A 26,950-nucleotide genomic window follows, 5' to 3' on the forward strand; every position below is an offset into this window, starting at 1 on the left:
CTTTCACACGGCGATAGGTGCCTTGATGCCGGGGTGGTGCTGGTAGTCCAGGACCTCGAAGTCATCAAGCTCGTAGTCGAAGATGCTGTCAGGCTTCCGCCTCAGCCGCAGTTTAGGATACGGGAACGGCGAGCGGGACAGCTGTTCTGTGACCTGGTCCAGGTGGTTGTCGTAGATATGCACGTCGCCGCCGGTCCAGACGAACTCGCCCGGCTCCAGGCCCACCTGCTGCGCCACCATCAGTGTGAGCAGCGCGTAGGAAGCGATGTTGAACGGGACGCCCAGGAAGGTGTCCGCCGAACGCTGGTAGAGCTGGCAGGAGAGTTCGCCGTCCGCCACGTAGAACTGGAACATGGCGTGGCAGGGCGGCAGGGCCATGTTCTCTACCTCTGCGGGGTTCCAGGCCGTGACGATGTGACGCCGAGAGTCCGGGTTGTTCTTCAGGCCATCGATGAGCTTGGCAATCTGGTCGATCTGGCCCCCGTCCGGAGTAGGCCAGGAGCGCCACTGGACGCCGTAAACCGGGCCCAGCTCGCCGTCGTCGTCCGCCCATTCGTCCCAGATGGTGACGCCGCGTTCCTGCAGCCAGCGCACATTCGACTCCCCGCGCAGGAACCACAGCAGCTCCAGGGCAACGGACTTGAAATGCACCCGCTTGGTGGTGATCAGCGGGAAGGATTCGCTGAGGTCAAAGCGCATCTGCCGGCCGAAGACACTGCGCGTTCCGGTGCCCGTGCGGTCGGATTTTGGGGTGCCGTGCGCCAGGATGTCGCGGAGCAGGTCTTCGTACGGTGTGGGAATCGTGGTCACGGCTCCAGTCTAGTGGGGCGGGCCAGGGCTGAAGCCAGCAGGCTGTGCACAACGGCGTCGCTGAGTCCGTGCCTGCGTGCAGTTTCGGCAAGCTGCCCGACGGCGGCGCGTACCTCGTCCGGAGCAGCATCCGGTTCGGCGGCGGGCGGGGCAGCGCGCTGCGCTATGACCGTGCCTCGGCGGCGCAGGGCGGTGACGGTTCCCTCGGCTTCGAGTTCCTTGTAGGCCCGGGCCACCGTCCCCGGGGCTACACCAAGGTCAGCGGCCAGCATGCGGATGGTGGGCAGCCGGTCTCCCACCGCAAGGGTGCCGGTGGACGCAAGCGTGCTCACCTGTGAACGGATCTGCTCGTAGGGAGGTACAGGGGAGGCCAGGTCGACCCGGATCTGGGCGCTCATGCCCGCTGCGCCGGAGGAAGGTCCGCCTGCTCCGTGTAGCGGGGATCATCCGGGAAATGGGACGGGCCGAACTGGCGCCAGGCGACGACGATCGCAGCGAGCAGCAGCAGGGAGGACACAGCATTGGTCTGCTGAACGAGCGGAGTGAGCCAGGTCAGCGGCGGCTGGAGGTCGATGTCCCCGTTGTAGGTTCTGGCCCAGCGGTTGTCAGAGGACAAGTCCCAGAAGACCAGGCCCGCAGCGGCGAGGCACGTGGCAGTGCTGGCGCGGGTCAGCCGGAACAGGGCAACCCGGCGCAGACGAAGGTCAACGTCACGGTCTGCAGGCAGAGCCGGCCGGAAAAGCACCTTCCGGGACACCAGATCTGTCAGCAGCGGCAGGAGGAGGACCAGCAGCGCAATGGTCAGCGCGAACCGCCAGTCGAAAAAGGGCTCCGGGGCAATAACCGGACTGGCTTCCTGGACGGCACCGAGTCCTCCGGATGGATCCGGGCGGCTGGCGATGTCCCGGGCGTATTGCCACGCCGCCCGGTCCACTGACGGTCCGAGCATCGCCGTTCCCAGAAGGACCGCGAGGCTCAGCGCTGCGGCAGCCGTTCCGATCCAGCCGAGCCAGCGAGGCGGCCGGAGGAAGTTCTGCGCATCCGGGCCGGGCTGTTCGTTGCCGGGGGTGTGCTGCCGGATCCGGCGGGCATGAATGATTTCCGTTCCGAGGCAGAGCACGGTGAAGAGCACAGCGGCGGCCGCCAGTGCCAGGGGAGCTGCCATCCGGTGGCCCCAGGTTAGAGCGAGTATCCCGGTTCCGGCTGCTGCCGCGGCTACGGGACCGGCAATGCTCAGGCGCAGGCTGGTAGCCATCGACTTTACGGCGAGCCTGGATGGAGCAGAAACTTTGGCGTCCGTGGTGGACGGCTCCGGCAGGGGAACCCGGGGCGCCCGGACCAGCAGAGCCAGAATGCCGGCAAAGACAATCCAGAGAGACACATACCGAAGTGCCTCGCCGCCTGCGCTGAGCCCGGGAGGGTTCGGATAATTGGAGAGAAAGACACCTCCGGACCAGGCCAGCATGATCAGGATGCCGGCCGCTGTGCGCATTACCCGGTGGGCCGAGGCCAGGCGGAGTGCGGCGTCGGCTTCAGGGGCCGTGCCCGGAACGGCAGGCCGCACGGAGATGAGTTTGAGGACCCCGGCAACCGCGGCCACGGTGACCAGGAGCCAGGGCGCCCAGCCTGTCAGAAGGTGCTGCGCGGAAGCGGATCCGGGATCACGGGCCAGCGTCGTCGCCAGGATGAGCAGGTTGTAGGCCAGGAAGGCGCCGGCGATGCCTGTCATGTAGCGGGGGATCAGCGCGCGGGCTCCGCGGTGCTCCAGCCGCGCAGTGCGGACGGTTCCCCGCGGCCGCGGCCACGTGATTTCTCCGACGGCCAGCACCGCCAGGGCGAAGACTGTGGGAGCTCCCAGCTGCACCAGGGCGGAGGAAAAGGCATAGTGTCCGTCCCACCAGAGTTCGCCGCCGGTTTCCCGGAGCGCCGGCTGCAGAACCCCCGGAAACCACAGAGCCGTGCCCAGGGCCACCATCCCAATCCGGCGGGCATACTTCTGCGCTGCTTCGGTAATGGTCCGTGGATCCGTGCCGGGTTTTGGCCGCACCGTGAGGACCAAAAAAGCGACGATTACCGCGCAGAACGTGATTGTGCCGAAAACCGATAGAGCGGCTGCAGCCATGGGATCCCCCGAAACGATGGACAAAAGATTGTGCCAAGTCTCTGGTACATAACTTTCTCCGTCAACCCCCCGCCCTGGTCCGTCGAGAGGTCAGTTGCGGCTCTTCTGAAGGCTGAAACCAGCCGCAACTGGCCTCTCAGGGGTTAGAGGGCGCCGCCGGCAGCCTCGGGAGCGCCGGCGTCGTCGCCGCCGTCACCAACCCGCTCGCGCGCCATGAAGTTCTCCAGATCGAACAGGTTGTCGGCACGGCGGGCGACGGTCAGCAGCGTGCTCATCGAGGCAACTTCCTCGACCTGTTCCTTCAGGAACCAGAGCATGAACTGTTCACCCAGGGCGTCGCCTTCTTCGCGGGCTGCCGCGAAGAGCGCTTCAATCTGCGAGGTGACCTGCTTCTCCTGGTCCAGGGCCAGTGCGATCGGCTCCACCACGTCACTGAAGTCGTTCTTTACGGGGTCCACGCCGGGAATGCGGACGGGCAGGTCCCGGTCCAGCATGTACTGCACCAGCATCATGGCGTGGTTCCGCTCTTCCACTGACTGGGCGTAGAAGTGGCGGGCCAGCTGCGGAAGGTCTTCGCCGTCGAAGTACACGGCCATGGCCACGTACTGCTGCGAAGCGTTGAATTCGTTCCCGATCTGGGCTTCCAGAAGATCCGTGAATTTGCTCATGGTCTCACAATATGCCGCTGACCTGCGCAAAGAAAGGACGGATAGGCTTAGCTCGCTAAGGGTTGGCTCAGCTCAGCTCACCCCAAAGCTAGTCGTCGAACGGGCGGTAGCGCTCCAGGGAGACTATCCGGCGCGGGTTTCGCCTGCTCACCTGGCAGATGATCATTTCCCCGGGCGCCAGATACGGATCCTTCTCCGGAAGAAGGGAGGACATTGAATTCGTCATCTGCTGCGAGAGGACCTCGAAGACGAGGGGGAGCACCGGCCGATGGGTGCAGAGCGCCACCGGCCGTGCTTTCTCAAACAGGTTGTCCACCGCCAGCCGGGCCTTGCCGGGTTTCCGCTTGGCGTTGTGCTCGGTAAGGGCATCGACTGTCTTGAACTTGGGTTTGCGGGCATTCACGTAGGGGCCCATGGTCTGGACGCACCTCAGCCACGGACTGGATACCACCCGGTCCGGATGCCAGGCCTGCAGCAGGCGCGCCACGGCCTTGGCCTGACGCTGCCCGGTGGCGGCCAGAGGGCGGTCACCTTCTGCACGTGCCCAGGAGGAGCGCGGCTTGGCTTTTGCATGCCGCACGATGATCAGGGGCCAGGTGTCCAGGTCCCCGGCTTCATGCGCGACGGCGAGTGCTTCCAGCGGCAGCCGGTCCGTGGGGTTGGTGAGGAGGGACGCCGCTTCTTCCGGGGAACACCACCGGACACCGTCCACCTCCTTGCCGTCCGGACGAGGCTTGGCAGTGCTTACATGCGCTGCCCAGTAGTGGACCGACTTCAGCCCGGAAGCAACCGGATAACGGGTTTCCGGGAGGGCAATACCCAGCCGGATCTCCAGGCCCACCTCTTCCATGACTTCCCGCACCGCGCACTCGGGAATGGTCTCCCCGGAGTCGAGTTTTCCCTTCGGCCAGGACCAGTCGCCGTAGCGGGGGCGATGGATGAGCAGTACTTCAAGCTGCTCGGCACGGACCCGCCAGCACAGCGCACCGGCCGCGATGACCTTTGGTTCGCCGGTGAGATCAAGGGCGATTTCACGTTCGCCAAGCAGCAGTGCGGCGGTTTCCGCGGGGGCATCCCGGCCGTCCCCGGGAACCTCCAGATCCGGCTGTTCGCTGCCGCTCTTCTCTGTCCCCTGCATCAGCGGCGGGCCAGGGCGCGCAGGCGCGAGCGGGAGGCGAGCAGCCAGGACTGCACGTCCTCAAGCGGGCTGCCGTCCTCGTCCTTGTGATGCCGGGTCCAGATACCGTCGGCGTCCAGGTGCCAGCTGGCTGTCTTGGGATCCAGGTAGCGGTCCATGAGCTCAATCAGATCCGCTATGTCGTCCGTGGAACCCAGCTGGACCAGCGCTTCAACACGGCGGTCCAGATTGCGGTGCATCATGTCCGCTGAGCCGATGTACACCACGGGATCGCCCCCGTTGGCGAAGGCGAAGACCCGCGAGTGTTCCAGGAAGCGGCCCAGGATTGAACGTACGGTGATGTTCTCGCTGAGGCCGGGTACCCCGGGACGCACGGAACAGATGCCGCGCACAATCACGTCCACGCGCACCCCTGCCTGCGAGGCGCGGTAAAGGGAATCAATGATCGCCTCGTCCACCATGGAGTTGACCTTGATGATCACCCGGGCGTCCAGTCCCGCCTTCTTGTTGGCGATCTCCCGTTCAATCCGGTCGATGAGGCCGGAGCGCACGGAACGCGGCGCCACCAGGAGCCGCTTGAACGTTGATTTCGGGGCGTACCCGGAGAGCTGGTTGAACAGCTTGGTCAGGTCTTCGCCCACCTTTTCGTTCGCCGTCAGCAGGCCCAGGTCCTCGTAGTAGCGGGCGGTGCGCGGATGATAGTTGCCGGTGCCGATGTGGCAGTAGCGCCGAAGCCCGTCAACCTCCTGCCGCACCACGAGGGACAGCTTGCAGTGCGTCTTGAGTCCCACGATGCCGTAGACCACGTGGACACCCGCCTGCTCCAGCTTCCGGGCCCAGGAGATGTTGGCCTGCTCGTCGAAGCGGGCCTTGATTTCAACCAGGGCAAGGACCTGCTTGCCGGACTCGGCGGCGTCAATCAGGGCATCGACAATGGGGGAGTCGCCCGAGGTCCGGTACAGAGTCTGCTTGATCGCCTGTACGCGGGGATCAGCCGCTGCCTGCTCCAGGAACGCCTGGACCGAGGTGGAGAACGAATCGTAGGGGTGGTGCAGCAGGATGTCCCGGCGGCGCATGGCAGCGAAGACATCTGCAGGCTTGGAGGTTTCGGATTCCTTCAGGTGAAGGGAAGTGTGCGGCACCTGCTTGGGGTAGTGGAGATCCGGCCGGTCAATCTGGCTGATCGGGCTCAGCCCGCGCAGGTCCAGCGGGCCGGGCAGCGTGTATACCTCGTCTGCCTCCACGCCGAGCTCACGGACCAGCAGTTCCCGGATGCTCGGGTTGATGTCCGGGGTGACTTCCAGGCGCACGGGCGGCCCGAACCTGCGGCGCAGCAGTTCCTTCTCCAGGGCCTGAAGCAGGTTCTCGGCGTCGTCCTCCTCGACTTCCAGGTCCTCGTTGCGGGTGACGCGGAAGGTGTAATGCTCCATGACGTCCATGCCCGGGAAGAGCTGGTCCAGGTGCTCGGCAATCACGTCTTCCAGCGGGATGAACCGGGCGGTCCGCCCCGCAATGTTCCCCGCGCGGGGGCCATCCACGGAAATCAGGCGGGGAAGCTGGTCCGGAACCTTCACCCGGGCGAAGAACTCCTTGCCGCTCACGGGATTGCGGACCACGACGGCGAGGTTCAGGGACAGCCCGGAGATGTACGGGAAGGGATGGGCCGGGTCCACAGCCAGCGGCGTGAGGATGGGGAAGACCTTGGCCGCGAACTGGCGGTGCAGCTGGGCCTTGGACGCGTCGTCGAGGTCCTGCCAGCCAACCAGATGGATGTTCTCCTTCTCCAGCGCCGGGCGGATCTGCCGGGCGAAGACCTCGGCATGCCGCTGCTGCAGCCGGTAGCCCGCTTCGGTGATCTGCTCCAGCTGTTCCACCGGGCTGAGGCCGGCCGCGGAGGGTACGGCTAGTCCCGTGGCAATGCGCCGCTTGAGTCCGGCAACCCGGACCATGAAGAACTCGTCCAGGTTGGAAGCGAAAATCGAGAGGAAGTTGACGCGTTCCAGGAGATAGAGATCCGGATCCTCCGCAAGCTCCAGCACCCGGGCGTTGAAGTGGAGCCAGCTGATCTCCCGGTCAAGGAAACGTTCCGGCGTGATGTCACCGCTGGGCAGGAGCGCCGGCCCAAAGTCCGGAATGTCGATGCGGTCCTGCGTGGCCCGCGGTGCCGGCATCGCCTCGGACGAACCGAAGGGTGACCGCGCGCTGGCTACGGTGTCGGAATCCATAGTGTCTCTCCCTGGCAGTTCTGGCAGGCCCGGAACCACTGCTGTGCAGCGGCTAAGGCCATCATCCTCAACACTACAAGCAGCCGGTGCCTATTCGGCCGCGTACATCACGTCCACGTCCCACTGCACGAAACCGAGCTTGCGGTACAGGGCAACTGCGGGAGTGTTGTCAGCGTCGACATAGAGCATGACTGCGTCCAGCCCGGACTCGTGAAGGTGGTTGATGCCGGCCAGGGTCAGTGCCTTGCCCAGTCCGCTTCCCTGTGCCTGTGGCGTTACGCCTACTACGTAAACCTCCCCGATGGCCGGATGGTTACCGGTGCGGGGGTGGACCTTTGTCCAGTGGAAGCCCAGCAGCTCGCCGTCGGACTCGCGTACGGCAAGCAGGAAACCGCTGGGGTCGAACCAGTCCTCAGCCATGCGCGCTTCGAGGTCTGCGCGCGTCATTGCCCCCTGCTCGGGGTGATGGGCGAAGGCCGCGGCGTTGGCAGCAAGCCAGGCATCTTCGTCCTGTCCCGGCACGAACGGACGCAGCAGCACGCCTTCGGGCAGCTTTGCGGTCGGCAGGCCGTCAGCCAGGGCATCGTGGGAGAGCCGCATCCGCCAGAGTTCGCGCACCGGGCGGTAGCCGAAGCGGGCTGCGAGCTTGACCGCTGCCTCATGATTGCCGTGGGACCAGGCCTTGAACTCCCGTCCGGTGTCCTGCCGGACAGCAGAGGCCAGTGAGGAACCAACGCCCTTGTTGCGGTAGTTCGGATGCACCACGAGTTCCAGCACACCTGCCGGGTCTCCGGCCTGGGCGGTGAGGACGGCGACGCCGGCGAGCTCCTGTGCGGTTGCGGGGTCAGACCCGTCGTCGTGGGTGAGCGCGAGATACACCCGCAGCAGGTCCGGGTCGGCTGAGGCGGAGCGCAGCTCCACCAGGGTCTGTTCCGAGAGGGGAGGATTGCCGTCGGCTTCGGCGGCGGAGGACGCCAGCTCCAGGACACCGCGCAGCGCTGCCGCTTCCGGGGTTCCTCGGGTAGTCAGGACAGGCCATGTGGTCAGGGGGTTCTCGCTCATTGAAGAAGACTAACCAAACAGAGGGCGCCGCGGGAGGCTGCCTATGCTTCGTGCCGCGCCCCGGCAGCCTGGTCCTCATGGATCCGGGCCTTTGCAAAGCGGTAACCGACGTTGCGGACAGTACCAATGAGGTTTTCGTGGTCCGGGCCAAGCTTCGCCCGCAGCCTCCGGACGTGCACGTCCACGGTGCGGGTGCCTCCGTAGTAGTCGTAGCCCCAGACCTCGTGCAGCAGCTGGTCCCGGGTGAAGACACGTCCGGGGTGCTGGCAGAGGTACTTCAGGAGCTCGAATTCCTTGTATGTCAGGTTCAGCGCGGTGCCGCTGACCCGTGCCGTGTAGCTGGCCTCGTCAATGACGACGCCGGAAGCATGGATTTCGGAGTTGGTGTCCTCGGCGGCGGCCTGGGTGCGGGAGACTGCCAGGCGCAGCCGGGCCTCCAGCTCGGCCGGCCCAGCGGTGTCCAGTACGACGTCGTCGGCGAGCCAGTTCGCGGCGACGGCTGCCATTCCGCCCTCGGTCAGCACCAGGACCAAGGGGGTGCCCAGCCCCGTTGCCTTCAGCAGCTGGGTCAGCGACCGTGCTCCAACGAGGTCCTTGCGTGCATCAATCAGGACGACGTCACAGGGGTCGATGTCCAGCAGCGCAGTCGGTTCAGCGGGGACGATGTGGACCCGGTGGTTGAGGAGTTCCAGGGCAGGCAGGACGTCGACAGATGACCCAGGGCTGTTGGTCAGCAGCAGAATGTGCGACATAGATCCTCCGAAAGTTAGGCGCACATCATCGGGCACGTTGTTCCATCCGGTCCCCAGCGGCCGAAGAGTGGTTGAAAGTATACCCAGCAGGGGTCCGCCAGCCCGTAGCTTTTATCCGCGCTGCGTAATAAGGCAGTATGGCTAGGGTGAAACTCTGGAGCATAGCGGTGCCGGCGGCAACTGTACTGGTCGGCATTGTGGTGGCATCCTTTGTCTCACCCGGGGCCACGGCGCTCTTTACCGGGGCTGCTGCGGCACTGGCCGGCTTCAGCTGGCCATATCTGCTGGGTGTTCCGGCCCGCAAGAGCCAGGGCCTGGTGCTCGGACTCGTTGGCGCCGGCGGGGTTGCCGCGGCCTACTTCGCTCCCGCCACCGCCATGCTGACCTGGCTTCCCGGCGTCGTCGCCGTTGGCGTAGGCGCCGTCTTCCTCATCCAGCTGCTCCGCGGTACAGGACAGCCGCACCGGCTGGAATCCACCATCGGCGTCATTGCCGGAGCCCTGGTAGCCGGAATGGCAGCGGGCTGGGTGGCGGCAGACCGCCTGCCGGGCGCAGCCGGATCCGAAGGTCTCATAACCTCAAGTGCAGCCGCAGTCCTCGTCGCCGTCCTCGTTTCCCTGATCCCCCTGCCGGACCGGATCATCGCTCCCTTCGGAGTGGTTGCCGGCGCGCTGGCAGCAGCTGCGGCAGCGGCCCTGGTACCGGGACTGCCCGTCCTGTCCGGAGCTTTCCTTGGCGCACTGTGTGCTGCGGTGATCGTCGCCGTCCGCCGCCTCGCGCTCACCCGGGACGACTCTCCCGGAGTCCTCGGGATCCTGGCCGCGGGCATGGCTCCGGTGCTGGCGCTGGGCGCGGCGGTCTACTTCGCCGGACGCCTTTTGGTCCCCTGACCACCCCTCGCACAGGGAGTCACAAGAGACAAAGCACCCGCTGGGCGGGTTAGGATGTAGGCATGTCGCTTCTTGCTCTCGAAATCTTCTTTATTGTCCTTCTGGGTATCACTGGCCTGGCCATGGCGGGTTTCGCAGCCCTGGTTGTTGCTCGCCTGTACAAGGGTCAGAAGTAGCCCGAACCCGCTAACACCACCCGAATTCCACAGGGAAGGGTCCGGCCATGCCAATGGAGATCCCCACAGACCTCACGCCCGAACTCGTTCCCCTCTCCTGGTTGCTGGGAACCTGGGAAGGGTCCGGCCGCCTAGGTGAGGGCGACGCCGAATCCGAGCACTTCTCCCAGCGTGTGACCTTTAGGCAGAACGGGCTGCCCTACCTGCAGTACACCGCGGAGAGCTGGCTCACGGATGAGGCGGGCACAGTGCTGCGCCCGCTCGCCGTGGAGACCGGCTTCTGGGCGCTGGACCGGCCGCTGAACGACTCCGACGGCGGTCCCGGCCTTATCCCCGCGGACATTGTTCCTGCCCTCCGCAGCGCGGACGAGGTTGAGGCGCTCCGCAACGATTCCGGCGGCTTCGACATCACGGCAACGATCGTGCACCCGGGCGGAATCGCCGAACTTTACTACGGCCAGATCAAGGGTCCGCAGATCCAGCTCACCACGGACCTGGTGATGCGCGGTGTCAACTCGAAGGAGTACACCGCGGCCACCCGCATCTACGGCCTGGTCAACGGTGACCTTTACTGGCGCTGGGACGTTGCGGCAGAGGGCAAGGCGCTTGAAGCACACGCTTCCGCCATCCTGAAAAAGCAGGCCTGAGCCACACCGTTCGCCCAGGTCATCCATTCGTTCGGAATACCGGTCCCCGGATAGGACGTTGCACCTGACATGAGCATTCAAAGCCCCCTCCTTGCCCGTCCCGGCGCCGTTGAAGCGGCCGGAGCGGATGCAGGCACCGCAGCGCACTACGGCGACCCGCTGCGTGAACAGCGTGCCCTGGCCCGAGGTGAAGCAGTAACCGATCTTTCCAGCCGCGGCGTGGTAACCGTATCGGGGCCGGACCGGCTGAGCTGGCTGAACACCCTTTCTTCACAGCAGGTCCTTTCCCTGGCTCCCGGAGAAAGCACTGAGCTGCTGCTGCTTAGCGTGCAGGGCAGGATTGAGCACGATGCCCACGTACTGGACGACGGCGAACGGGCCTGGCTGATTGTGGAAGGCTCCGAGGCAGCGGACCTGGCGGCCTGGCTCGAAAGCATGAAATTCATGCTCCGGGTGGAGATCAGCGACGTTTCAGGGGACTGGGCTGTTGTCGGTTCCACGGCTCCGGTTCCGGCCTGGGCTGACTTCCTGGTCTGGACCGACCCGTGGCCCCGCGTGGGATCCGGGGGCCACGCCTACACCGAAACCGAAGATGCAGCCCACCCGGGCTATGAACGGCCCTGGTATGAGTACCTGATTCCGCGCGATGGACTTGAAGCGGCCGTGGACGAATCCGGCCGGTCACTCGCCGGCGCGATGGCCGCCGAGGCCCTGCGGATTGCAGCGTGGCGTCCGCGGCTGGGCGCGGAGACGGACGACAAGGCAATTCCGCACGAGCTGGACCTCATCCGTACCGCAGTCCACCTCGCAAAGGGGTGCTACAAGGGCCAGGAAACAATCGCCCGCGTCCATAACCTGGGCCATCCTCCGCGCCGGCTGGTCTTCCTGCAGCTGGACGGATCGCAGCACACGCTTCCGGCCGCCGGCAGCCCGGTGAAGCTTGGTGAGCGTGCAGTCGGCCGGGTTACGTCGGTCGCCCAGCACTACGAAATGGGCGCGGTGGCCCTGGCGCTCATCAAGCGCTCGGTTGCCCCCGATGCCCAGCTGGTTGTGGAAGACGAAGGCGAACTCTACGCAGCGGCCCAGGAACTAATTGTTTCACCCGATGCCGGAGCTGCCGTGGGACGTCCCGCCGGACTGCTGCGTGCCCCCAGGCCCCGCAGCTAGCCTGCCAAGGTCCCGCTGTACGGTCAGCGGATACAGAGGACTGCCGGCTGCAGCCGGCACGGAAGGACACAAACATGACGATTTCCCCGGAACCGGCCCAGGACGGCGCAGAAGACCAGGAGATGCTCGAACTCGCCGAGCGGCTGTTCGACGCCGCCCGGCAGGGAGACACGGAGCTGCTGCGCAGCTACATCAGCGCGGGAGTTCCTGCGACCCTGACCAACGCCGCCGGTGATTCACTGCTGATGCTGGCTGCCTACCACGGGCATGCGGGGACAGTGCAGCTCCTCATTGACCTTGGTGCGGACGTGGATACCCTCAACGACCGGGGACAGTCCCCGCTGGCAGGTGCGGTGTTCAAGGGCTACGCGGACGTTGTGCGCACCCTGCTGGCCGCGGGCGCTGACGCCGACACCGGCAACCCGTCCGCCCGGGCAACAGCCGCCTACTTCCAGCGCGCGGACCTGCTGGATTCCTAGCCTTCCCGGCCGCTCAGGCGGGGAGGGAAACCGAAGTACAAAGGCCTGCCGGGATAAACCCGGCTCCGGCCGCGGTGCGCGTAGCCCCCAGGTTATTGCTCTGGATGCGCGACTGGGGGATCAGCCCGGCTGCCATGGCGTCTTCCACGGCGATGGATGTCACATAGGATCCCAGGCCCCGCATCCGGTGGTCGGGCGCAGTCAGCGTACCGACGTCTGCAAGGATCCCTTCCCGGATGGTGTAGCCGGCACCGGCGACGGGCACGGGCGTACCCGGCCCCCGGTCATCCACCAGCACGAACAGGATGTCATGGCGGGAGAGCTTTGCCTCCACCACGTCGTCCGGCGGGCACAGCCTTTCCAGGGCCTCCGCGTAAAACCTCGCGGTCGAAGAGACGGACAAACCGAACCTCGCTGGCTGTATCGTGCACGTCGTAGATGCGTTCTTCGCACTCCGCGCCGGATAGTGCGTCATCCTCAAGGCCGAGCCTGCGCGACCAGGCGAGCTGAATGATGGCAATCGTGCCGGGGTCAAGATCCATAAGAGTCAAGCTACACGCATGGGCGGCGGGCAAAGCAAGGCTGGGGAACGAATTTGATAGGTGCCCTAACCAAATAAGATGGCGGCTTCTTCATAGCGGTGCTGTGGAACGGTCTTCAGATTGCCCAGGGCCTTCTCGAATCCGACGCGGACTATGTCCGTTCCATCCAGGGAAACCATGGTTCCCCAAAGCCCGTCAACCACGGAGTCCACCGCCGCCATGCCCAGCCGGGTAGCGAGCACGCGGTCAAAGGCCGTGGGCACGCCGCCGCGCTGGATGTGTCCAAGGACGGTGGCACGCGTCTCGATTCCGGTACGCGCCTCAATCTCAGGTGCAAGCAGTTCACCGATGCCGCCCAGCCTCGGACGCCCAAAGGAATCCAGCCCGCGTTCGGAGTGCGGAGCTTCCATATCCGTGGTGACAAAGCCTTCGGCAACAACAACCAGGGGAGCACGTCCGCGTTCCCGGGCTTCGTTGACCCACTGGGCAATCTGGTCCAGGCTTACGGGCTTCTCCGGAATCAGGATGGCATGGGCACCGGAGGCCATGCCCGAATGCAGTGCGATCCAGCCGACGTGGCGGCCCATGACCTCGGCCACCATGCAGCGGTGGTGGGATTCACCCGTGGTCCGAAGACGGTCGATTGCTTCGGTGGCGATCTGCACAGCGGTATCGAAGCCGAAGGTGAAATCAGTGGCGTCGAGGTCATTGTCCACGGTCTTGGGAACGCCTACGATCTTGAGCCCGGCATCGGTGAGGCGCTGGGCGGCGGCCAGGGTTCCTTCGCCGCCAATAGCGATCACGGCGTCAATGCCCAGCCGGTCCAGGGTCTTCCGGATGTTCTCCGGTCCGCCGTTGGGGCCCTCGAAGGGATTGGTGCGGGAGGTACCCAGGATGGTGCCGCCCTGCTTGGAGATGCCGCGGACGCGGGCACGCGGCAGGTCGATGATGTCGCCGTCCACCACTCCGCGCCAGCCGTCCAGGAAGCCGACGAACTCCACTCCGTGGGTCTTGATTCCGTTGAGTACCGCTCCGCGGATCACCGCGTTGAGTCCGGGGCAGTCGCCCCCGCTGGTAAGGATGCCGATCTTCATTGCGTGACCCCTGGATCTGGTAGGTGGGCGGCGGCCTCTCCGATTCTATCCACCAGCGGGCGGCGGCCCGGTACTTCGTGCCTGGTTGGGCGCGGTGTGACGCCCAATATTGCGCTGTTGACCGCTGCTCAGCGGTTCAGAAGCTTCTGCAGCACGATCGTGCCGTCGGTTTTCGGCAGCAGCAGCCAGGCTACAAGGTAGGTGCCCAGGCCAATGAACGGGAGCAGGAAGCTGAGCAGGACCGCAATGCGGACCAGCGAAACATCCCATCCGAACTTCTGGGCGATGCCGGCGCAGATGCCGGCCACCCAGCCGCCGGGGGCACGTTTGATCGGGGAGGTGCGCAGTACGTCAAAGAACTTGTCCATCTGGAGATTCTGCCTTCTTTCGAAGGGACGGGTGGGGTTTCCTGCCGCTTTTGGCCAGCGGCGAAATTGGATGCGGGGTGGGGCGGAGCAGCGCTGTTAGCTCCGCTTTCTGCCCATGACTGCCAGCAGGCCGCCGATCACCAGTGCGGTGCCGGCTCCGATCAGCAGGCCGAGCAGGACCATGCCCGCATCGAGCCGGATTCCCGTGAGCTGGACCGTCAGGATCAGGGCACCGACCGCCGCCAGGACAAGCCCCCACACGATGGTTCCGACCCGCAGCGGGCGGTGCTCCGGCTCAGGCTCGGGGACGTACCTTCCCTCGGAAGGCGTACCGAAAGAGGCGGGATCGGCGTCGTAGTTCTTCGGCTCGTTTCTGGATTCGCTCATCGGTCCAGGCTGCTTTCATTCGTGGTTACCAGCACGCTGCTGGCAATTCCCTTGATTTCGATGATGATGCGGTTGCCCCGGGCATCCGGGTTGAGTTTCCGCTCCTGCGGGCCAACCCACAGCCCGCCGGACGACGTGTGCGTCCCGTCGTGCTCCAGTTCCACATTGCCCATCGCCATTTCCGAGTACACGGAAACGGGAACGTCGTCGGGAACCAGGATCGTGAGGTCGCCCGCGGCGACGCTGACGGGCACGGTAACGTCTCCGTCCCTCAGGTCCGCAGCCACCCCGCGCAGGTCCAGGTTGCCGTCCGCAGCCGCGACACTGTAGCCCTCGGCTGCTGTCCCGGAACGGTCCGCACTCCAGTTGGACTGGTTGGCCACCACGAGATTCCGGTAGGCAAAGCTGCCGGTGAACAGGAGGGCGGCGATGAGCGTAATGACACCGAGGCCTCCCGCCAGCCCGGAGGACCTGCCTGCAGCGCCGAGCCCGACGATTCCCAGGCCGAGGACCACCCCTGCCGCTGCCAGTGCTACGGCCGCGGGGGACCCGGTTTGGTAAATGCCGGAGTAATCCAGTGCCAGCAGGACTCCTGCTGCAAGCAGTGCAAGGCCGCAGATCAGGGCTACCCAGGCCCCGGGCGGGGTGGTGCTGGGCGGTTTAGGCGTGTCCTTGACCGCAGCCGGCGGCGGGAACTGCACATACAGTCCGTCGAACGGGCGCTCGGGTGCTGGTGGCTGGCCCGTGGAGCCGGCAGCGTGCGCACCGAACGGCAGCGGCATGGTTGGAGCATCGGGGCCGGGGTATCCGGCTGCCGGCGGGTTGGCGGCCGGCGTTTCGGGAAACGGACCGGGGAGATTGGTGCCTTGGCCAGGGGCAGTAGATCCGCCGGCGGAAGGCCAGCCCTGCTGGCCGGGCGCTGACGGTCCCTGCGTCTGCGGGGCACGGTTTGGGGAATTGTTGTTCCGCGTGGTGAGCCAGTAGATGACGAGCACCACTGCGGCCACCCAGAACAGGCCCCAGAAGATTGAGCCCAGCCAGCCGTCCCAGGCCCAGAAGGAAATGCCCGGGCCGCTGAGGCCCAGGATGGTGAAGGTCAGGGCGCCGGTCATTCCCGCGGTCCAGGTGCCGCGCGTTGCTGCTTCCAGGTGGATGCGGCCGTCGGGCTCCGGAAGCAGGGCCCAGGCAACGCCGTAGAGCACGATGCCGATGCCAAACAGGGCAAGGACGATCACGATTCCGCGGACGAGGATTGGATCCAGCCCGGTGCGCTGGGCGATTCCTCCGGCGACGCCGCCGATCCAGCGGTCCGGGGAGCGCCGGATACCCAGCTGCCGCAGCCAGTTGAAGAACGAGTTTTCGCCCGGAGCACCGCTGGGTGTGCCTTGGGGTGCTGCGCCGGGAGCAGCCGGGGGGAAGGGCTGGGACGGGTCCCCGGACGGGCGTCCGGGGTCAGTTGGATGCGAGTTCATGCCTTCAGTCTTCCCGGAACGGTCCTGCACCACATCGGGGATTCCCCTGAGCCACCCCTGAACGTGTCCCTGATCTGTGCTGCGGGAACCGAAATGATGGCGGTTCGGGCCCTCTGCCGTGCTTGGATTGGAGCATGAGACCCCCATTGCTCCGTTCGCCCGAGAAGGTGGTTGCCGGCGTGTGCGCCGGCCTTGCTGCCCATCTGGGCATGCCGGTGCGCACGGTCCGCATTTTGATGATGGTGCTCTCGGCCCTGGCGGGCGCCGGTGTTGTCCTCTACGGCTGGCTGTGGATCATGGTCCCGACGGCGGAGGAGGAAGCTGCAGCGGGCCCGCAGAACCCACGCAGCGTGGCGGAGAACTTTGCACGTTATCTCCAGCAGGGACAGGGAACCGCCAACGGCACCGGTGCCTCTCTGCTTGGCACCCGGGAGATCCTCGTGGGAGTGGGGCTGCTGCTGGCGGCAGGGGCCATGGTTGCGCAGGCGCTTGGTGCACAAATCAATCTGCAGCTGCTGTTCCCGTTCGCTGTGATCGTGGCCGGCGCAGTCCTGGCCTGGTCCCAGCTGGACGCAAGCAGGAAAGCCGGGCTGGTTGCCGGGGCAGGAGCAGACCGGAAGATGGGCCTGGTCCGTCTGGTCACTGGACTGGTGCTTGTAGTTTCCGGGTTCCTGCTCGTGATTTCCGGATCCTTTAGCTGGGATGTCCTGCTGGCGGCGTCGCTGGCTTCCCTGGCTGTCCTCGCCGGCATCGCACTGGTGCTTGCACCGTGGGCCGTGAAGTCATGGCGTGCCTTCCAGGCAGAGCGTGCCGGCCGCATTCGCCAGACCGAACGTGCCGAGATCGCGGCCCATCTGCACGATTCCGTGCTCCAGACACTGGCCCTGATCCAGAACCGTGCCGGTTCCGAGGCCGACGTCATCAAACTTGCCCGGGCCCAGGAACGCGAGCTGCGCCAATGGCTTTACGCTGATCCGGAGAAGGGGACGGGGACCCTGGCGGACGCCCTGAAGAGCGCTGCCGCCGAGGTGGAAGACGCCTACGGGCACCCTGTGGATTTCGTGGCCGTGGGGACCGCTGAGCTCACTGCCCAGAGCTCCGCACTGGTCCAGGCAGCCAGGGCCGCGCTCTTCAACGCCGCCCAGCACGCGGGCGGACAGATTTCGCTCTACCTCGAGTGCAGCCCGGAAGCGGCGGAAGTCTTCGTCCGGGACCGGGGTGCCGGCTTCGATCCCGACGCCGTTCCGCAGGACCGGCTGGGCCTGCGGGAATCGATCATCGGCCGTATGCAGCGCCACGGCGGCACAGCAACGGTGCGAAGCGGCGCGGACGGCACCGAGATACATTTGGCATTGCCCCTGGCCGGAGCAGACGCTCCGGCGGCGCAGGAAAGGGAAGCGGAGAACTCGTGAGCATCGCGGCAGAACCCATAACGGTGGTGGTGGTGGACGACCACGCCATTTTCAGGTCCGGCCTCAAGGCAGACCTGGACGGACGGATCAGGGTCCTGGCTGAGGCCGCCACCGTTGAAACGGCTGTAGCGGCCGTCCGTGAGGCCAGGCCCCAGGTTGTGCTCCTGGACGTGCACCTGCCCGGCGGGTCCGGAGGCGGCGGGGCCGAAGTGATTGCCGGCTGTGCCGACATGCTGGGAACCACGCGGTTCCTTGCCCTCAGCGTTTCCGATGCCGCCGAGGACGTGGTCACGGTGATCCGTGCCGGAGCCAGGGGATACGTCACCAAAACCATTTCGGGTGCGGAGATTTCCGACGCCGTTACGAGGGTCGCCGGAGGGGACGCCGTCTTCTCGCCCCGGCTGGCGGGCTTTGTCCTCGACGCGTTCGGGGCATCGACCACCGTCAGCGTCGAGGACGAACTTGACCGGCTCTCAGTCCGGGAACGCGAAGTGATGCGCCTGATTGCCCGGGGCTACAGCTACAAGGAAGTTGCGAAGGAGCTGTTTATCTCGGTCAAGACGGTCGAAACCCATGTTTCCGCCGTCCTGCGGAAGCTGCAGCTCTCATCCCGGCATGAACTCACCAGGTGGGCTGCAGCCCGCAGGCTGCTTTAGGGCTTGGCCTGGCCCAGGAAGTCCTTGAGGCGTTCCATTCCGGTGGCCAGGTCCTCATCGCCCAGGGCATAGGACAGGCGCAGGTATCCGGACGGTCCGAAGGCCTCGCCGGGAACCACGGCGACTTCCACCGCGTCCAGGATCAGGGCGGCCAGCTCCGCTGAGGTCTGCGGACGCACGGGACCTGCGGCATTCGGGAATTCCCTGCCGAGGAGGCTGCGGACGTCCGGGTAGGCGTAGAACGCGCCCTGCGGCATGGGGCAGTCGACGCCGTCAATCGAGTTGAGTGCCTCCACCATCGCCTTCCGGCGGCGGTCGAAGGCAATCTTCATCTCGTCCACGGCCGTCAGCGGACCGGAGACGGCGGCCAGCGCAGCCATCTGGGAGATATTCGAAACGTTGGATGACAGGTGGGACTGCAGGTTGGTGGCTGCCTTGATGACGTCGGGGGCGGCAATCATCCATCCCACCCGCCAGCCGGTCATGGCGTAGGTCTTCGCAACGCCGTTGAGGATAACCACCTTGTCGCCCAGTTCGGGGCAGCGGGTCGCAATGGAGGTGAAGGGCACGTCGCCGTACGTGAGGTGCTCATAGATTTCATCCGTCACCACGAACAGTCCGTGGTCGGCGGCCCACATGCCGATCTCCGCGACGTCGTCCGCCGGGTAGACGGCTCCGGTGGGGTTGGACGGGGAAACGAACAGCAGCACCTTGGTCTTCTCCGTCAGGGCCGCATCCAGCTGGGACACGGTGACCAGATAATCCTGCTCGGGGCCCGCGAAGACCTCCACCGGAACACCTCCGGCAAGGCGGATGGCCTCCGGGTACGTGGTCCAGTACGGGGTGGGTACCAGGACTTCGTCTCCCGGGTTCAGCAGGGTGGCGAAGGCCTCGTACACAGCCTGCTTGCCGCCGTTGGTAACCAGCACCTGCGACGGGTCCACGGAATAGCCGGAGTCCCGCAGGGTCTTCTCGGCGATGGCTTTCTTCAGTTCGGGCAGTCCCGAGGCAGGGGAGTAGCGGTGGAACCGGGGCTCCCGCGCGGCGGCCACGGCGGCGTCAACGATGTACCCGGGGGTGGGGAAATCGGGCTCGCCGGCGCCGAAGCTGATGACCGGCCGGCCGGCGGCCTTCAGGGCCTTGGCCTTCGCGTCAACTGCAAGGGTGGCGGATTCTGCAATGGAGGCGATGCGCTCTGAGATTCGGCCGTTGGAAGGCATGGCGTTCCCGTCTGGTTTTGTACTGGATGCGTGCAGTGTTCGGTTTGGTATTGCCCGTGACCTGCGCTGGAAGTCCCTCTGAGCCGGGGCTCGGGATTGTCCGCGCCGTCACTTTATGCAAGCCAAGCTTAGGCGTGCCGGGAGCACATTTCAGTCTTTTACACTTCCGCGGCCCGGTTCAGGGCCGTGATTTGCCGGGTCCACAGCACTGCCTGCCGGAGGAGGCAGCGGGGGCCCGATGCCCTGTTGCGGGCCCGGTTCGACTCCGGGCAAAAGATTGCGTAGACTAGTTCCTCGGTGTTGTTCTCTCGATGCTGGAGCATGCCCGCGAACCGGTTAGGCCGGAAGCGGGATGTACCGGTAAAGTGGAACTCTCCCGAAGGGTAGTGGCGCAATTGGTAGCGCAGCGGTCTCCAAAACCGCAGGTTGCAGGTTCGAGTCCTGTCTGCCCTGCGCATGACGTCGGTTTCGCCGTCTAAAGCAGTCCTTCATGAAGCAGCAGTTCCCGGCCTGAGGCTGCGGCACTGTGAACCGAACAGATGAGTGAGGCGAAAGGTGACCGAGACAGCTGCAAGCAGCTCCAAGGGACACCCCTCCGGCAAGCCAGCGAAGAAGCGGGGCTTCTTCGGCGCCATCGCCCTCTTCCTGCGCCAGGTCATTGCCGAACTGAAGAAGGTGGTGACCCCCACCCGCAAGGAACTGCTTCGGTTCACCGTCGTGGTTCTCGCCTTTGTGGTGGTCATGATCATCATCGTGTCCCTTTTGGACTTTGTCTTTGGAACTGGCGCACTGTGGATCTTCGGTTCGGGCGGCGGCGAAAGCTAGCCATCGAAGTCCCTTCCGCCCGCAGTGCGGGGAAGGTCCGTTCGAAGAACTGAGCTAGTGACAAACCCAATAGAGCTGAAGAAGAAAGCAGGAATCTACGTGTCCGAGCAAGAACTCGATTCACAGATCAATGACGAAACCGCTGATCTGGACACCGAGGATCAGGTGACCGAAGCAGACGCCGCGGCGGCTGCCGGTGACGCATCGGCCGAAGACGCTGAAGAAGCTCCCGCTGAGGAAGCCGAAGAGGCTGCCTCCGAGGACGCTGAAGCGGCTCCTGCTGCTGAGCCCGAAGAAGATCCCGTTGTTGCGTTCAAGGCAAAGCTGCGCCGCCAGGAGGGTGACTGGTACGTCATCCACTCCTACGCCGGCTACGAAAACCGCGTGAAGGCAAACCTCGAGACCCGCATCCAGACGCTCGACATGGAAGACAACATCTTCCAGATCGAGGTCCCGATGGAGGAAGTCGTCGAGATCAAGAACACCACCCGCAAGATCGTGAACCGCGTGCGCATCCCCGGTTACGTGCTGGTCCGGATGGAACTCACGGACGCTTCCTGGGGCGTTGTCCGCCACACCCCCGGTGTCACCGGATTCGTCGGCAACGCACACAATCCAGTTCCGCTGAGCCTGGACGAAGTCTTCTCCATGCTTGAGCACACCGTGGTTTCCCCGAAGACAGCTGCTTCCGGAGCTCCGGCCAAGGCCGCGCAGTCCGCCATTGCCGTGGACTTCGAGGTCGGCGAGTCCGTGACCGTCAACGAGGGCCCGTTCGAGACCCTCCCGGCCACGATCTCCGAGATCAAGCCGGAATCCCAGCAGCTTGTGGTTCTGGTGACCATCTTCGAGCGCGAAACCCCGGTTACGCTCTCCTTCGGACAGGTCACCAAGATCCAGTAACAGACTTCGCTCCGCGCAGGACCGCTTTATCCTGTACGGCAGCGTACGGCCGCCGCGCCACGGCGGCCACCAACCCGGACGGACGCTCCTGTCCTTCGGGAACTTATTTTAGAGAAGGACCCTTTCATGGCCCCCAAGAAAAAGGTCACCGGCCTTATCAAGCTGCAGATCAATGCAGGTGCCGCAAACCCGGCTCCTCCGATTGGTCCTGCCCTTGGCCAGCACGGTGTCAACATCATGGAATTCTGCAAGGCGTACAACGCTGCAACGGAATCCCAGCGCGGAAACGTTATCCCGGTCGAGATCACGGTCTACGAAGACCGCTCCTTCACCTTCATCACCAAGACGCCCCCGGCGGCTGAACTGATCAAGAAGGCTGCAGGCGTTGCCAAGGGCTCCGGCACCCCGCACACCGTCAAGGTTGCGAAGCTGACCCAGGCACAGGTCGAAGAGATCGCCACCGCAAAGATGGAAGACCTGAACGCCAACGACGTTCAGGCTGCCGCCAAGATCATCGCCGGAACCGCCCGTTCCATGGGCATCACCGTCGAAGGCTAATAAAGCTTCACCGCACGGCTGAGAAGCCGGGCATCACCAAATTCATTCAGCCGGACGGCCCATGAGGGTACGCCGGCACGTGGCAGGGCCGAGCGCGGTCCGACAGACCACAACTGCACAAGGAGAAAAAGCAGATGGCAAAGCGCAGCAAAGCATATGAGGCCGCTGTGGCAAAGATCGACGCGGACAAGCTGTACGCGCCGGTTGACGCCGTAGCACTGGCCAAGGAAACGAACCCGTCCAAGACGGATGCAACCGTTGAGGTTGTCTTCCGCCTGGGCGTTGACCCCCGCAAGGCTGATCAGATGATCCGCGGCACGGTCAACCTGCCCAACGGCACGGGCAAGACCGCCCGCGTCCTCGTCTTCGCCACCGGCGAGAAGGCTGAAGCAGCTATCGCTGCCGGCGCCGACTTCGTTGGTTCCGATGACATGATCGAAAAGGTTGCAGCAGGCTGGACCGACTTCGATGCCGCAGTGGCTACCCCGGACCTCATGGGCAAGGTCGGCCGCCTGGGCCGCGTGCTCGGCCCGCGTAACCTCATGCCGAACCCGAAGACCGGCACCGTTACCCCCAACGTCGCCAAGGCTGTCTCCGACATCAAGGGCGGCAAGATCGACTTCCGCGTCGACAAGCACTCCAACCTGCACTTCATCATTGGCAAGACGTCCTTCGACGCCCAGAAGCTGGCCGAGAACTACGCTGCTGCCCTTGAAGAAGTACTCCGCCTGAAGCCGTCCGCTTCCAAGGGCCGCTACATCCAGAAGGCAACCGTGAGCACCACCTTCGGCCCCGGCATCGCCGTGGACCCGAACGTCACCAAGGTTCTCGCAGACGCATAGTCAGCGCATTACTTCGGGAGACCTCCTCCCCAAAACGGCCGCAGCTCCTAAGCTGCGGCCGTTTTGTGTTTCCGCGGCGGAAACCGCTTTGGTTCCGGCGGAGCTCTCCGGCAGGATAAGGGCCATGACTCCCTTGGCTGTGGAACCGTTTGTCCTGCCGCAAAGCTCCGACTCCCCGGACGCGGGCGGCTTCCTGGCTGTTGCCCGGCTCTTCAATGACCAGCAGCGAGAGATCTGGGGAAATGACGACTTCTTCGAAACGCCCCAGGCGCAGCTGGCCGGGCTCCGGAGCACGTCCACCCGACGGCGGCAGCAGCTGGTTGCACGGGCCGGTTCCGGGCAGGAAATCCTCGGCGTTGCCCGGCTCAACCTTCCCCTGACCGACAATCTGCACACGGCCACCCTGAACGTGGTGGTGGATGCCCGTTCGCGGCGGAGAGGCGTCGGTGCGGCGCTTTGTGCTGCGGCTGAGGAGCTGGCTGCCGCTGACGGACGGCGGACCCTGATAGCGGAGACCGACCATCGGCAGGACGGCGGGGAATTAACCGCCGGCGACGTTCCGGCGCCGTCGATCCCGCAGGACGCAGCGGCTTCTTTCGCCTCGGCCTGTGGCTTCAGCCTGGAACTCATTGAGCGGATCAGCCGGCTCGACCTTCCGGTGCACAGTGCCGGCGAAGTGCTCCCGGGCAGCACCGATGGCTCCGGCTACGAACTCGTCTTCTGGCAGGACGCGTGCCCGGATGCCCTGGCGGATGCCTACGCCCAATTAAGGCAGAAGATGAGTACCGACGCCCCCCTGGGTGGCTTGGACCTGACGCCGGAGGTTTGGGACGTGCCGAGGGTCCGGGAAGCTGAGGAGAAGGCACGGGGGATGGGGTATGACGTGCTGGTGTGCGCCGTGCGCCATACGGCCTCGGGCGAGCTCGCGGGCCATACCGTGCTGGAAGTCGCGCGGAGTAACCCAGGCGTGGCCTATCAGGACGATACGCTGGTGCTGCAGCATCACCGCGGCAACCGGCTGGGCATGATGTTGAAGGCCGGAAACCTCCAGCAGCTGGGCCGGCTCTTTCCCGAAGTGCAGCGGGTTTACACCTGGAACGCGGAGAAGAACAGGTACATGCTGGCCATTAACGTCCAGCTCGGGTTCCGCGCCATCGGCTATGCGGGGGAGTGGCAGAAGGAGCTCTCGGTGAGCTAGGCACCCCGATTTGTCCCTGCCCGGGATCTCCCGTACTCTTGAACTACCAAAGACCGTCGGTCGATGTGCCTTCAACCCCACAGCCAAGCTGAACCTTCAGTTTACGTGTGTGGAATCCGGTTGGAGAACCATCCGAAAGTCCCTTCCAAGGGCGGCCTGCGCAGGTGAACGAAGTGAACTCCGGAAGATTATTCCGTTGAGTGCCGCCCCGTGCATCTGCCCGGGGCGTTTTTTGTGTTCGGGACCCGATCCACCGGCATTATTTTCCCCGGAAGGAGGGTTATGGCAACGCCAATCAAGGTGTCAGCAGTTGAAGAAATCACCAATGATTTCAAGGATTCAACCGCTGCTGTCCTAACCGAATACCGCGGGCTCACCGTTGCACAGCTCAAGGAGCTGCGCCGTTCGCTCGGCCAGGACACCAAGTACTCGGTCGTCAAGAACACCCTGACGGGCATTGCAGCCAAGGAAGCCGGCATCGACGCGTTCGATGGCCAGCTCTCCGGCCCCACTGCAATTGCCTTCATCAAGGGTGACGCAGTTGCCGCTGCGAAGAGCCTGACGGATTTTGCAAAGACCAACCCGCAGCTGATCATCAAGACCGGTGTCTTCGAGGGCAATGCCCTTGACGCCTCCGGTGTTGCTGCCCTGGCTGCGCTCGAGTCCCGCGAGTTCCAGCTTGCACGGGTCGCCGGTGTCCTCAAGGCCCCGATGTCCATGCTGGCCCGCTCGGTTGATGCCCTGCGCGTCAAGCTCGAAGAAGAAGGCGGCGCTGCTGCTCCCGCTGCGGAGGAAGCTCCGGCTGCCGCAGAAGAAGCACCGGCCGCCGAAGCAGCCACCGAAGAGTAATAACTCTTCACCCTCAACTCCCGGTGCCCAGCGCACCACTTATAGGAAGGACGCCACATCATGGCGAAGCTCACCAACGAAGAGCTCATTGAAGCTTTCAAGGAACTGTCCATCATCGAGCTCTCCGACTTCGTGAAGCTCTTCGAAGAGACCTTCGACGTCACCGCTGCTGCTGTTGCAGTTGCCGGCCCGGCAGCAGGCGCTGCTGAAGCTGCTGAAGAGAAGAGCGAATTCGACGTTATCCTCGAAGCCGCCGGCGACAAGAAGATCGCAGTGATCAAGGAAGTCCGCGCGCTGACTTCCCTGGGTCTGAAGGAAGCCAAGGACCTGGTTGACGGTGCTCCGAAGGCTATCCTCGAAGGCGCCAACAAGGAGACCGCTGACAAGGCCAAGGAAGCCCTCGAGGCTGCCGGCGCCACGGTTACCCTTAAGTAGTACTGCTTCTGCGGCACTGCCGCAGTACAGAAAGAACCCCCGCTTCGTTTCGAGGCGGGGGTTCTTTGCGTATCCGGGATGCCGGCAGCCTAGGGGAGAGGGTCGGTGATGTCGGCGACGGTTGCGTCCAGGGCCGCCAGCAGGGCATCTCCGTCCACGAAGAGGCTGGCCCCGTGCTCGCCGGCACCCATCGATACACGCCGGCCCCGGATGTCCGGAGCAGCAAAGACAGGCCATGCCACAGTGCTGCCCAGCGGCGTAATGGTTCCGCGGGTATACCCGGTGGCTTCGAACGCCTCGTCCGCGGGCGGCAGCATCAGCTTGTTTGCCCCTGCTGCGGCACGAAGCTTGGGCCAGGAGATCTGGGCGTCGCCGGGGACCAGGACAAACAGGTACTCACCGGCCTTGCGGCGGACAACGAGCGACTTGACGATATCTGCCGGGGTGATGCCGAGCAGTGCTGCCGCCTCGGCCAGGCTGGCAGCAGCAGGGCGCTCGGTGACCTGGACATCCAGGCCAAGGCGCTCCGCTGCTGCCAGCACCCGTTCACGGCCGGCGGGGGAGGACTCCGGCACTAGTTCCGGTACAGCAGCAGGGCTTCACCCTGGCCGCCGCCTCCGCAGAGCCCGACGGCGGCGCGCCCGGAACCGCGGCGGTTCAGTTCGTGTGCGGCATGCAGCGCAAGACGCGCACCGGACGCACCGATCGGGTGGCCCAGCGCGATCGCTCCGCCGTGGATGTTGCAGTCTTCAAGCTCAACACCAAGCTCCTGCAGGGACTGTACGGCCACTGACCCAAAGGCCTCGTTGATTTCCACGAAGTCCAGGTCTGCTGCAGTCCAGCCTGCCCGCTTCAGGGCCTGGGCGATCGCATTCGAAGGCTGGGAGTGCAGGCTGTTGTCCGGCCCGGCCACCTGTCCGGGCATTCCCACACCGGCCAGGATCTCCAGTCCCTGCTCCTCGGCGAAGGCACGGGTGGTAAGGACCAGGGCGCTGGCGCCGTCGGACAGCGGAGAGGAATTTCCAGCAGTGATAGTGCCTTCAGGATCAAAAGCGGGACGCAGCCCGGCCAGCGTGTCCACGGTGGTGGAGGGGCGGATGCCCTCGTCCGCGGTGAGGACCACCGGGTCGCCCTTTCGCTGCGGCACCGTTACGGGGGCAATTTCGACGTCGAAAATCCCCGCCGCGGCTGCGGCAGCGGCGCGCTGGTGGGAAGCAGCAGCGACCTCGTCCTGCGCGGTACGGCCAATCCCCAGTGCAGAGTTGCCGCGTTCAGTGGAAACGCCCATCGATTCGTTGTCGAAGGCATCCGTCAGGCCGTCGTGCGCCACGGAATCCAGCACGGACATGCTGCCGTAGTTCCAGCCCTGCCTTGAACCGGGCAGCACATGCGGGCCGCGTGTCATGGATTCCTGGCCCCCGGCCACCACCACGGTGGCCTCGCCCCCGCGGATCAGCCGCGCAGCGTCGATGACCGCTGCCAGGCCCGAGAGGCAGACCTTGTTGATGGTCACGGTGGGCACATCCCAGCCCAGGCCGGCCTTGATGGCGGACTGCCGTGCGGGATTCTGGCCGCAGCCGGCCTGCACCACGTGGCCCATGATCACGCTGTCCACCTGGGACGCGTCCACGCCCGAGCGCTCCAGGGCGCCGGAGATGGCGAAGGCGCCGAGTTCAACGGCGGTGAAGGACGCGAGCTGGCCGTTGAGCCTGCCCTGCGGGGTGCGTGCCCCGCCGACGATCACTACCTCCGGGATCGAGTCCGTCCCGGGTCCTGCAAATGCCTCAGTGCTCATGCGGTAAGTCCACTTTCATCGAAGGCGAGTCGTACTTTCCAACAGGTTTTGCCCTTAGGCTACCCGTTTGACGTGGCCGGGAACACACTCCGTCCCGTGGACCCGGGCCTGCGTGATGCCATCGGATGCCGTCGGACGGTGCGTCCCGGGCGCCTGCTGTGCAGTGCCGGGAGGAGGGCAGGGAAGAGTGCCGGGAAGAGGACAGGGAAGATCACCGTGCAACCTGGGGAAGGAAAAGGCGCGCATCCGCCTGACTTGGGG

29 protein-coding genes and 1 tRNA gene are annotated in these 26,950 nt (G+C 65.1%); 14 read left to right on the top strand and 16 right to left on the bottom strand.

Translation table 11 applies throughout. The features are described from left to right. Window positions 1-3: 3 nt before the first annotated feature. From FYJ28_RS03830 to FYJ28_RS03865, 8 genes are all read right to left on the bottom strand, one after another. The gene (locus tag FYJ28_RS03830) at window positions 4-810 is read right to left on the bottom strand and encodes a thymidylate synthase (protein WP_326831495.1); all 807 of its coding nucleotides are present in this window, start codon (window positions 808-810) and stop codon (window positions 4-6) included. Then, window positions 807-1,208 carry a GntR family transcriptional regulator gene (locus FYJ28_RS03835; RefSeq protein ID WP_055239303.1) on the bottom strand — a complete coding sequence of 134 codons (402 nt, stop codon included), beginning with the start codon at window positions 1,206-1,208 and terminating at the stop codon, window positions 807-809. The genes FYJ28_RS03830 and FYJ28_RS03835 overlap by 4 nt, the downstream gene beginning before the upstream one ends. Beyond that, window positions 1,205-2,932 carry a hypothetical protein gene (locus tag FYJ28_RS03840; RefSeq protein WP_154578360.1) on the bottom strand — a complete coding sequence of 576 codons (1,728 nt, stop codon included), beginning with the start codon at window positions 2,930-2,932 and terminating at the stop codon, window positions 1,205-1,207. Before FYJ28_RS03840 ends, FYJ28_RS03835 begins: the two co-directional genes overlap by 4 nt. 143 nt (window positions 2,933-3,075) lie before the next feature. Continuing rightward, window positions 3,076-3,600 (bottom strand): ferritin, encoded by a 525-nt coding sequence (locus FYJ28_RS03845; RefSeq protein ID WP_055239305.1) that lies wholly within the window; start codon window positions 3,598-3,600, stop codon window positions 3,076-3,078. An 88-nt stretch (window positions 3,601-3,688) separates the two neighbouring features. Beyond that, window positions 3,689-4,738: an NUDIX hydrolase gene (locus tag FYJ28_RS03850; RefSeq protein WP_154578361.1), complete on the bottom strand. Its 1,050-nt coding sequence runs from the start codon at window positions 4,736-4,738 to the stop codon at window positions 3,689-3,691. After that, complete coding sequence (locus tag FYJ28_RS03855; RefSeq protein WP_055239306.1) at window positions 4,738-6,963, bottom strand: RNA degradosome polyphosphate kinase; 2,226 nt, start codon at window positions 6,961-6,963, stop codon at window positions 4,738-4,740. The genes FYJ28_RS03850 and FYJ28_RS03855 overlap by 1 nt, the downstream gene beginning before the upstream one ends. A 90-nt stretch (window positions 6,964-7,053) precedes the next feature. After that, window positions 7,054-8,025 (bottom strand): mycothiol synthase, encoded by a 972-nt coding sequence (gene mshD, locus FYJ28_RS03860; protein WP_154578362.1) that lies wholly within the window; start codon window positions 8,023-8,025, stop codon window positions 7,054-7,056. 41 nt (window positions 8,026-8,066) lie between these two features. Further along, window positions 8,067-8,777, bottom strand: coding sequence for a winged helix-turn-helix transcriptional regulator (locus FYJ28_RS03865; RefSeq protein ID WP_055239308.1), 711 nt, complete (start codon window positions 8,775-8,777; stop codon window positions 8,067-8,069). 137 nt (window positions 8,778-8,914) lie between these two features. Here FYJ28_RS03865 and FYJ28_RS03870 point away from each other — a divergent pair, with 137 nt between their 5' ends. The 4 genes from FYJ28_RS03870 (at window position 8,915) to FYJ28_RS03885 (ending at window position 12,136) form a co-directional block, all read left to right on the top strand. Further along, on the top strand, window positions 8,915-9,667 hold the full coding sequence (locus FYJ28_RS03870) for a hypothetical protein (RefSeq protein ID WP_154578363.1): 753 nt from the start codon (window positions 8,915-8,917) through the stop codon (window positions 9,665-9,667). A gap of 223 nt (window positions 9,668-9,890) precedes the next feature. Continuing rightward, entirely contained in the window at window positions 9,891-10,490 is a 600-nt protein-coding gene (locus FYJ28_RS03875; RefSeq protein WP_055239310.1) for an FABP family protein, read from the top strand. Window positions 10,491-10,559: 69 nt separating this feature from the next. Continuing rightward, a complete protein-coding gene (gene ygfZ, locus FYJ28_RS03880; RefSeq protein WP_154578364.1) occupies window positions 10,560-11,657 on the top strand; it encodes a CAF17-like 4Fe-4S cluster assembly/insertion protein YgfZ in 1,098 nt (365 codons plus the stop codon). A 74-nt stretch (window positions 11,658-11,731) separates the two neighbouring features. Then, window positions 11,732-12,136 (top strand): ankyrin repeat domain-containing protein, encoded by a 405-nt coding sequence (locus tag FYJ28_RS03885; RefSeq protein ID WP_154578365.1) that lies wholly within the window; start codon window positions 11,732-11,734, stop codon window positions 12,134-12,136. Window positions 12,137-12,149: 13 nt separating this feature from the next. Here FYJ28_RS03885 and FYJ28_RS03890 read toward each other — a convergent pair whose 3' ends face one another. The 5 genes from FYJ28_RS03890 to FYJ28_RS03910 all read right to left on the bottom strand — a co-directional run bounded on the left by FYJ28_RS03890 (window position 12,150) and on the right by FYJ28_RS03910 (window position 15,999). After that, on the bottom strand, window positions 12,150-12,539 hold the full coding sequence (locus FYJ28_RS03890) for a GNAT family N-acetyltransferase (RefSeq protein ID WP_154578366.1): 390 nt from the start codon (window positions 12,537-12,539) through the stop codon (window positions 12,150-12,152). A 204-nt stretch (window positions 12,540-12,743) separates the two neighbouring features. After that, window positions 12,744-13,772, bottom strand: coding sequence for a 6-phosphofructokinase (locus FYJ28_RS03895; RefSeq protein WP_055239314.1), 1,029 nt, complete (start codon window positions 13,770-13,772; stop codon window positions 12,744-12,746). A 128-nt stretch (window positions 13,773-13,900) separates the two neighbouring features. After that, a complete protein-coding gene (locus tag FYJ28_RS03900; RefSeq protein ID WP_055239315.1) occupies window positions 13,901-14,140 on the bottom strand; it encodes a PspC domain-containing protein in 240 nt (79 codons plus the stop codon). A 96-nt stretch (window positions 14,141-14,236) separates the two neighbouring features. Continuing rightward, window positions 14,237-14,527 carry a hypothetical protein gene (locus FYJ28_RS17230; protein WP_229780214.1) on the bottom strand — a complete coding sequence of 97 codons (291 nt, stop codon included), beginning with the start codon at window positions 14,525-14,527 and terminating at the stop codon, window positions 14,237-14,239. After that, complete coding sequence (locus FYJ28_RS03910; RefSeq protein ID WP_195840590.1) at window positions 14,524-15,999, bottom strand: PspC domain-containing protein; 1,476 nt, start codon at window positions 15,997-15,999, stop codon at window positions 14,524-14,526. Before FYJ28_RS03910 ends, FYJ28_RS17230 begins: the two co-directional genes overlap by 4 nt. 134 nt (window positions 16,000-16,133) lie before the next feature. On the opposite strand from FYJ28_RS03910, the gene FYJ28_RS03915 reads away from it, so the two are divergent. Then, on the top strand, window positions 16,134-17,411 hold the full coding sequence (locus FYJ28_RS03915; RefSeq protein WP_154578368.1) for an ATP-binding protein: 1,278 nt from the start codon (window positions 16,134-16,136) through the stop codon (window positions 17,409-17,411). Then, the gene (locus FYJ28_RS03920; RefSeq protein WP_326831496.1) at window positions 17,408-18,067 is read left to right on the top strand and encodes a response regulator transcription factor; all 660 of its coding nucleotides are present in this window, start codon (window positions 17,408-17,410) and stop codon (window positions 18,065-18,067) included. The genes FYJ28_RS03915 and FYJ28_RS03920 overlap by 4 nt, the downstream gene beginning before the upstream one ends. Here the strand turns inward: FYJ28_RS03920 and FYJ28_RS03925 are convergent. Continuing rightward, window positions 18,064-19,287 carry a pyridoxal phosphate-dependent aminotransferase gene (locus FYJ28_RS03925; RefSeq protein WP_154578369.1) on the bottom strand — a complete coding sequence of 408 codons (1,224 nt, stop codon included), beginning with the start codon at window positions 19,285-19,287 and terminating at the stop codon, window positions 18,064-18,066. The two genes, FYJ28_RS03920 and FYJ28_RS03925, sit on opposite strands and share 4 nt — an antisense overlap. A gap of 380 nt (window positions 19,288-19,667) precedes the next feature. On the opposite strand from FYJ28_RS03925, the gene FYJ28_RS03930 reads away from it, so the two are divergent. From FYJ28_RS03930 to rplL, 8 genes are all read left to right on the top strand, one after another. Beyond that, a tRNA-Trp gene (locus FYJ28_RS03930) sits at window positions 19,668-19,740 on the top strand. Between the two features lie 102 nt (window positions 19,741-19,842). Further along, window positions 19,843-20,112 carry a preprotein translocase subunit SecE gene (gene secE, locus FYJ28_RS03935; protein WP_082413252.1) on the top strand — a complete coding sequence of 90 codons (270 nt, stop codon included), beginning with the start codon at window positions 19,843-19,845 and terminating at the stop codon, window positions 20,110-20,112. A 99-nt stretch (window positions 20,113-20,211) separates the two neighbouring features. Then, on the top strand, window positions 20,212-21,012 hold the full coding sequence (gene nusG / locus FYJ28_RS03940; protein ID WP_055239321.1) for a transcription termination/antitermination protein NusG: 801 nt from the start codon (window positions 20,212-20,214) through the stop codon (window positions 21,010-21,012). 126 nt (window positions 21,013-21,138) lie between these two features. Further along, window positions 21,139-21,570 (top strand): 50S ribosomal protein L11, encoded by a 432-nt coding sequence (rplK, locus tag FYJ28_RS03945; protein WP_055239322.1) that lies wholly within the window; start codon window positions 21,139-21,141, stop codon window positions 21,568-21,570. A 134-nt stretch (window positions 21,571-21,704) separates the two neighbouring features. Further along, window positions 21,705-22,412 (top strand): 50S ribosomal protein L1, encoded by a 708-nt coding sequence (rplA, locus tag FYJ28_RS03950; protein ID WP_055239323.1) that lies wholly within the window; start codon window positions 21,705-21,707, stop codon window positions 22,410-22,412. A 124-nt stretch (window positions 22,413-22,536) separates the two neighbouring features. Continuing rightward, complete coding sequence (locus FYJ28_RS03955) at window positions 22,537-23,610, top strand: GNAT family N-acetyltransferase (RefSeq protein ID WP_154578370.1); 1,074 nt, start codon at window positions 22,537-22,539, stop codon at window positions 23,608-23,610. A gap of 282 nt (window positions 23,611-23,892) precedes the next feature. Further along, complete coding sequence (gene rplJ / locus FYJ28_RS03960) at window positions 23,893-24,459, top strand: 50S ribosomal protein L10 (RefSeq protein ID WP_055239325.1); 567 nt, start codon at window positions 23,893-23,895, stop codon at window positions 24,457-24,459. Window positions 24,460-24,519: 60 nt separating this feature from the next. After that, window positions 24,520-24,894, top strand: coding sequence for a 50S ribosomal protein L7/L12 (gene rplL, locus FYJ28_RS03965; protein WP_055239326.1), 375 nt, complete (start codon window positions 24,520-24,522; stop codon window positions 24,892-24,894). Between the two features lie 89 nt (window positions 24,895-24,983). Here rplL and FYJ28_RS03970 read toward each other — a convergent pair whose 3' ends face one another. Further along, window positions 24,984-25,469, bottom strand: coding sequence for an aminoacyl-tRNA deacylase (locus FYJ28_RS03970; protein ID WP_326831497.1), 486 nt, complete (start codon window positions 25,467-25,469; stop codon window positions 24,984-24,986). Further along, window positions 25,469-26,689: an acetyl-CoA C-acetyltransferase gene (locus FYJ28_RS03975; RefSeq protein WP_055239328.1), complete on the bottom strand. Its 1,221-nt coding sequence runs from the start codon at window positions 26,687-26,689 to the stop codon at window positions 25,469-25,471. The genes FYJ28_RS03970 and FYJ28_RS03975 overlap by 1 nt, the downstream gene beginning before the upstream one ends. Between the last annotated feature and the right edge of the window lie 261 nt (window positions 26,690-26,950).

Origin of the sequence: Arthrobacter sp. BL-252-APC-1A, from assembly GCF_009696625.1 — a bacterium.
Classification (GTDB): domain Bacteria; phylum Actinomycetota; class Actinomycetes; order Actinomycetales; family Micrococcaceae; genus Arthrobacter_B.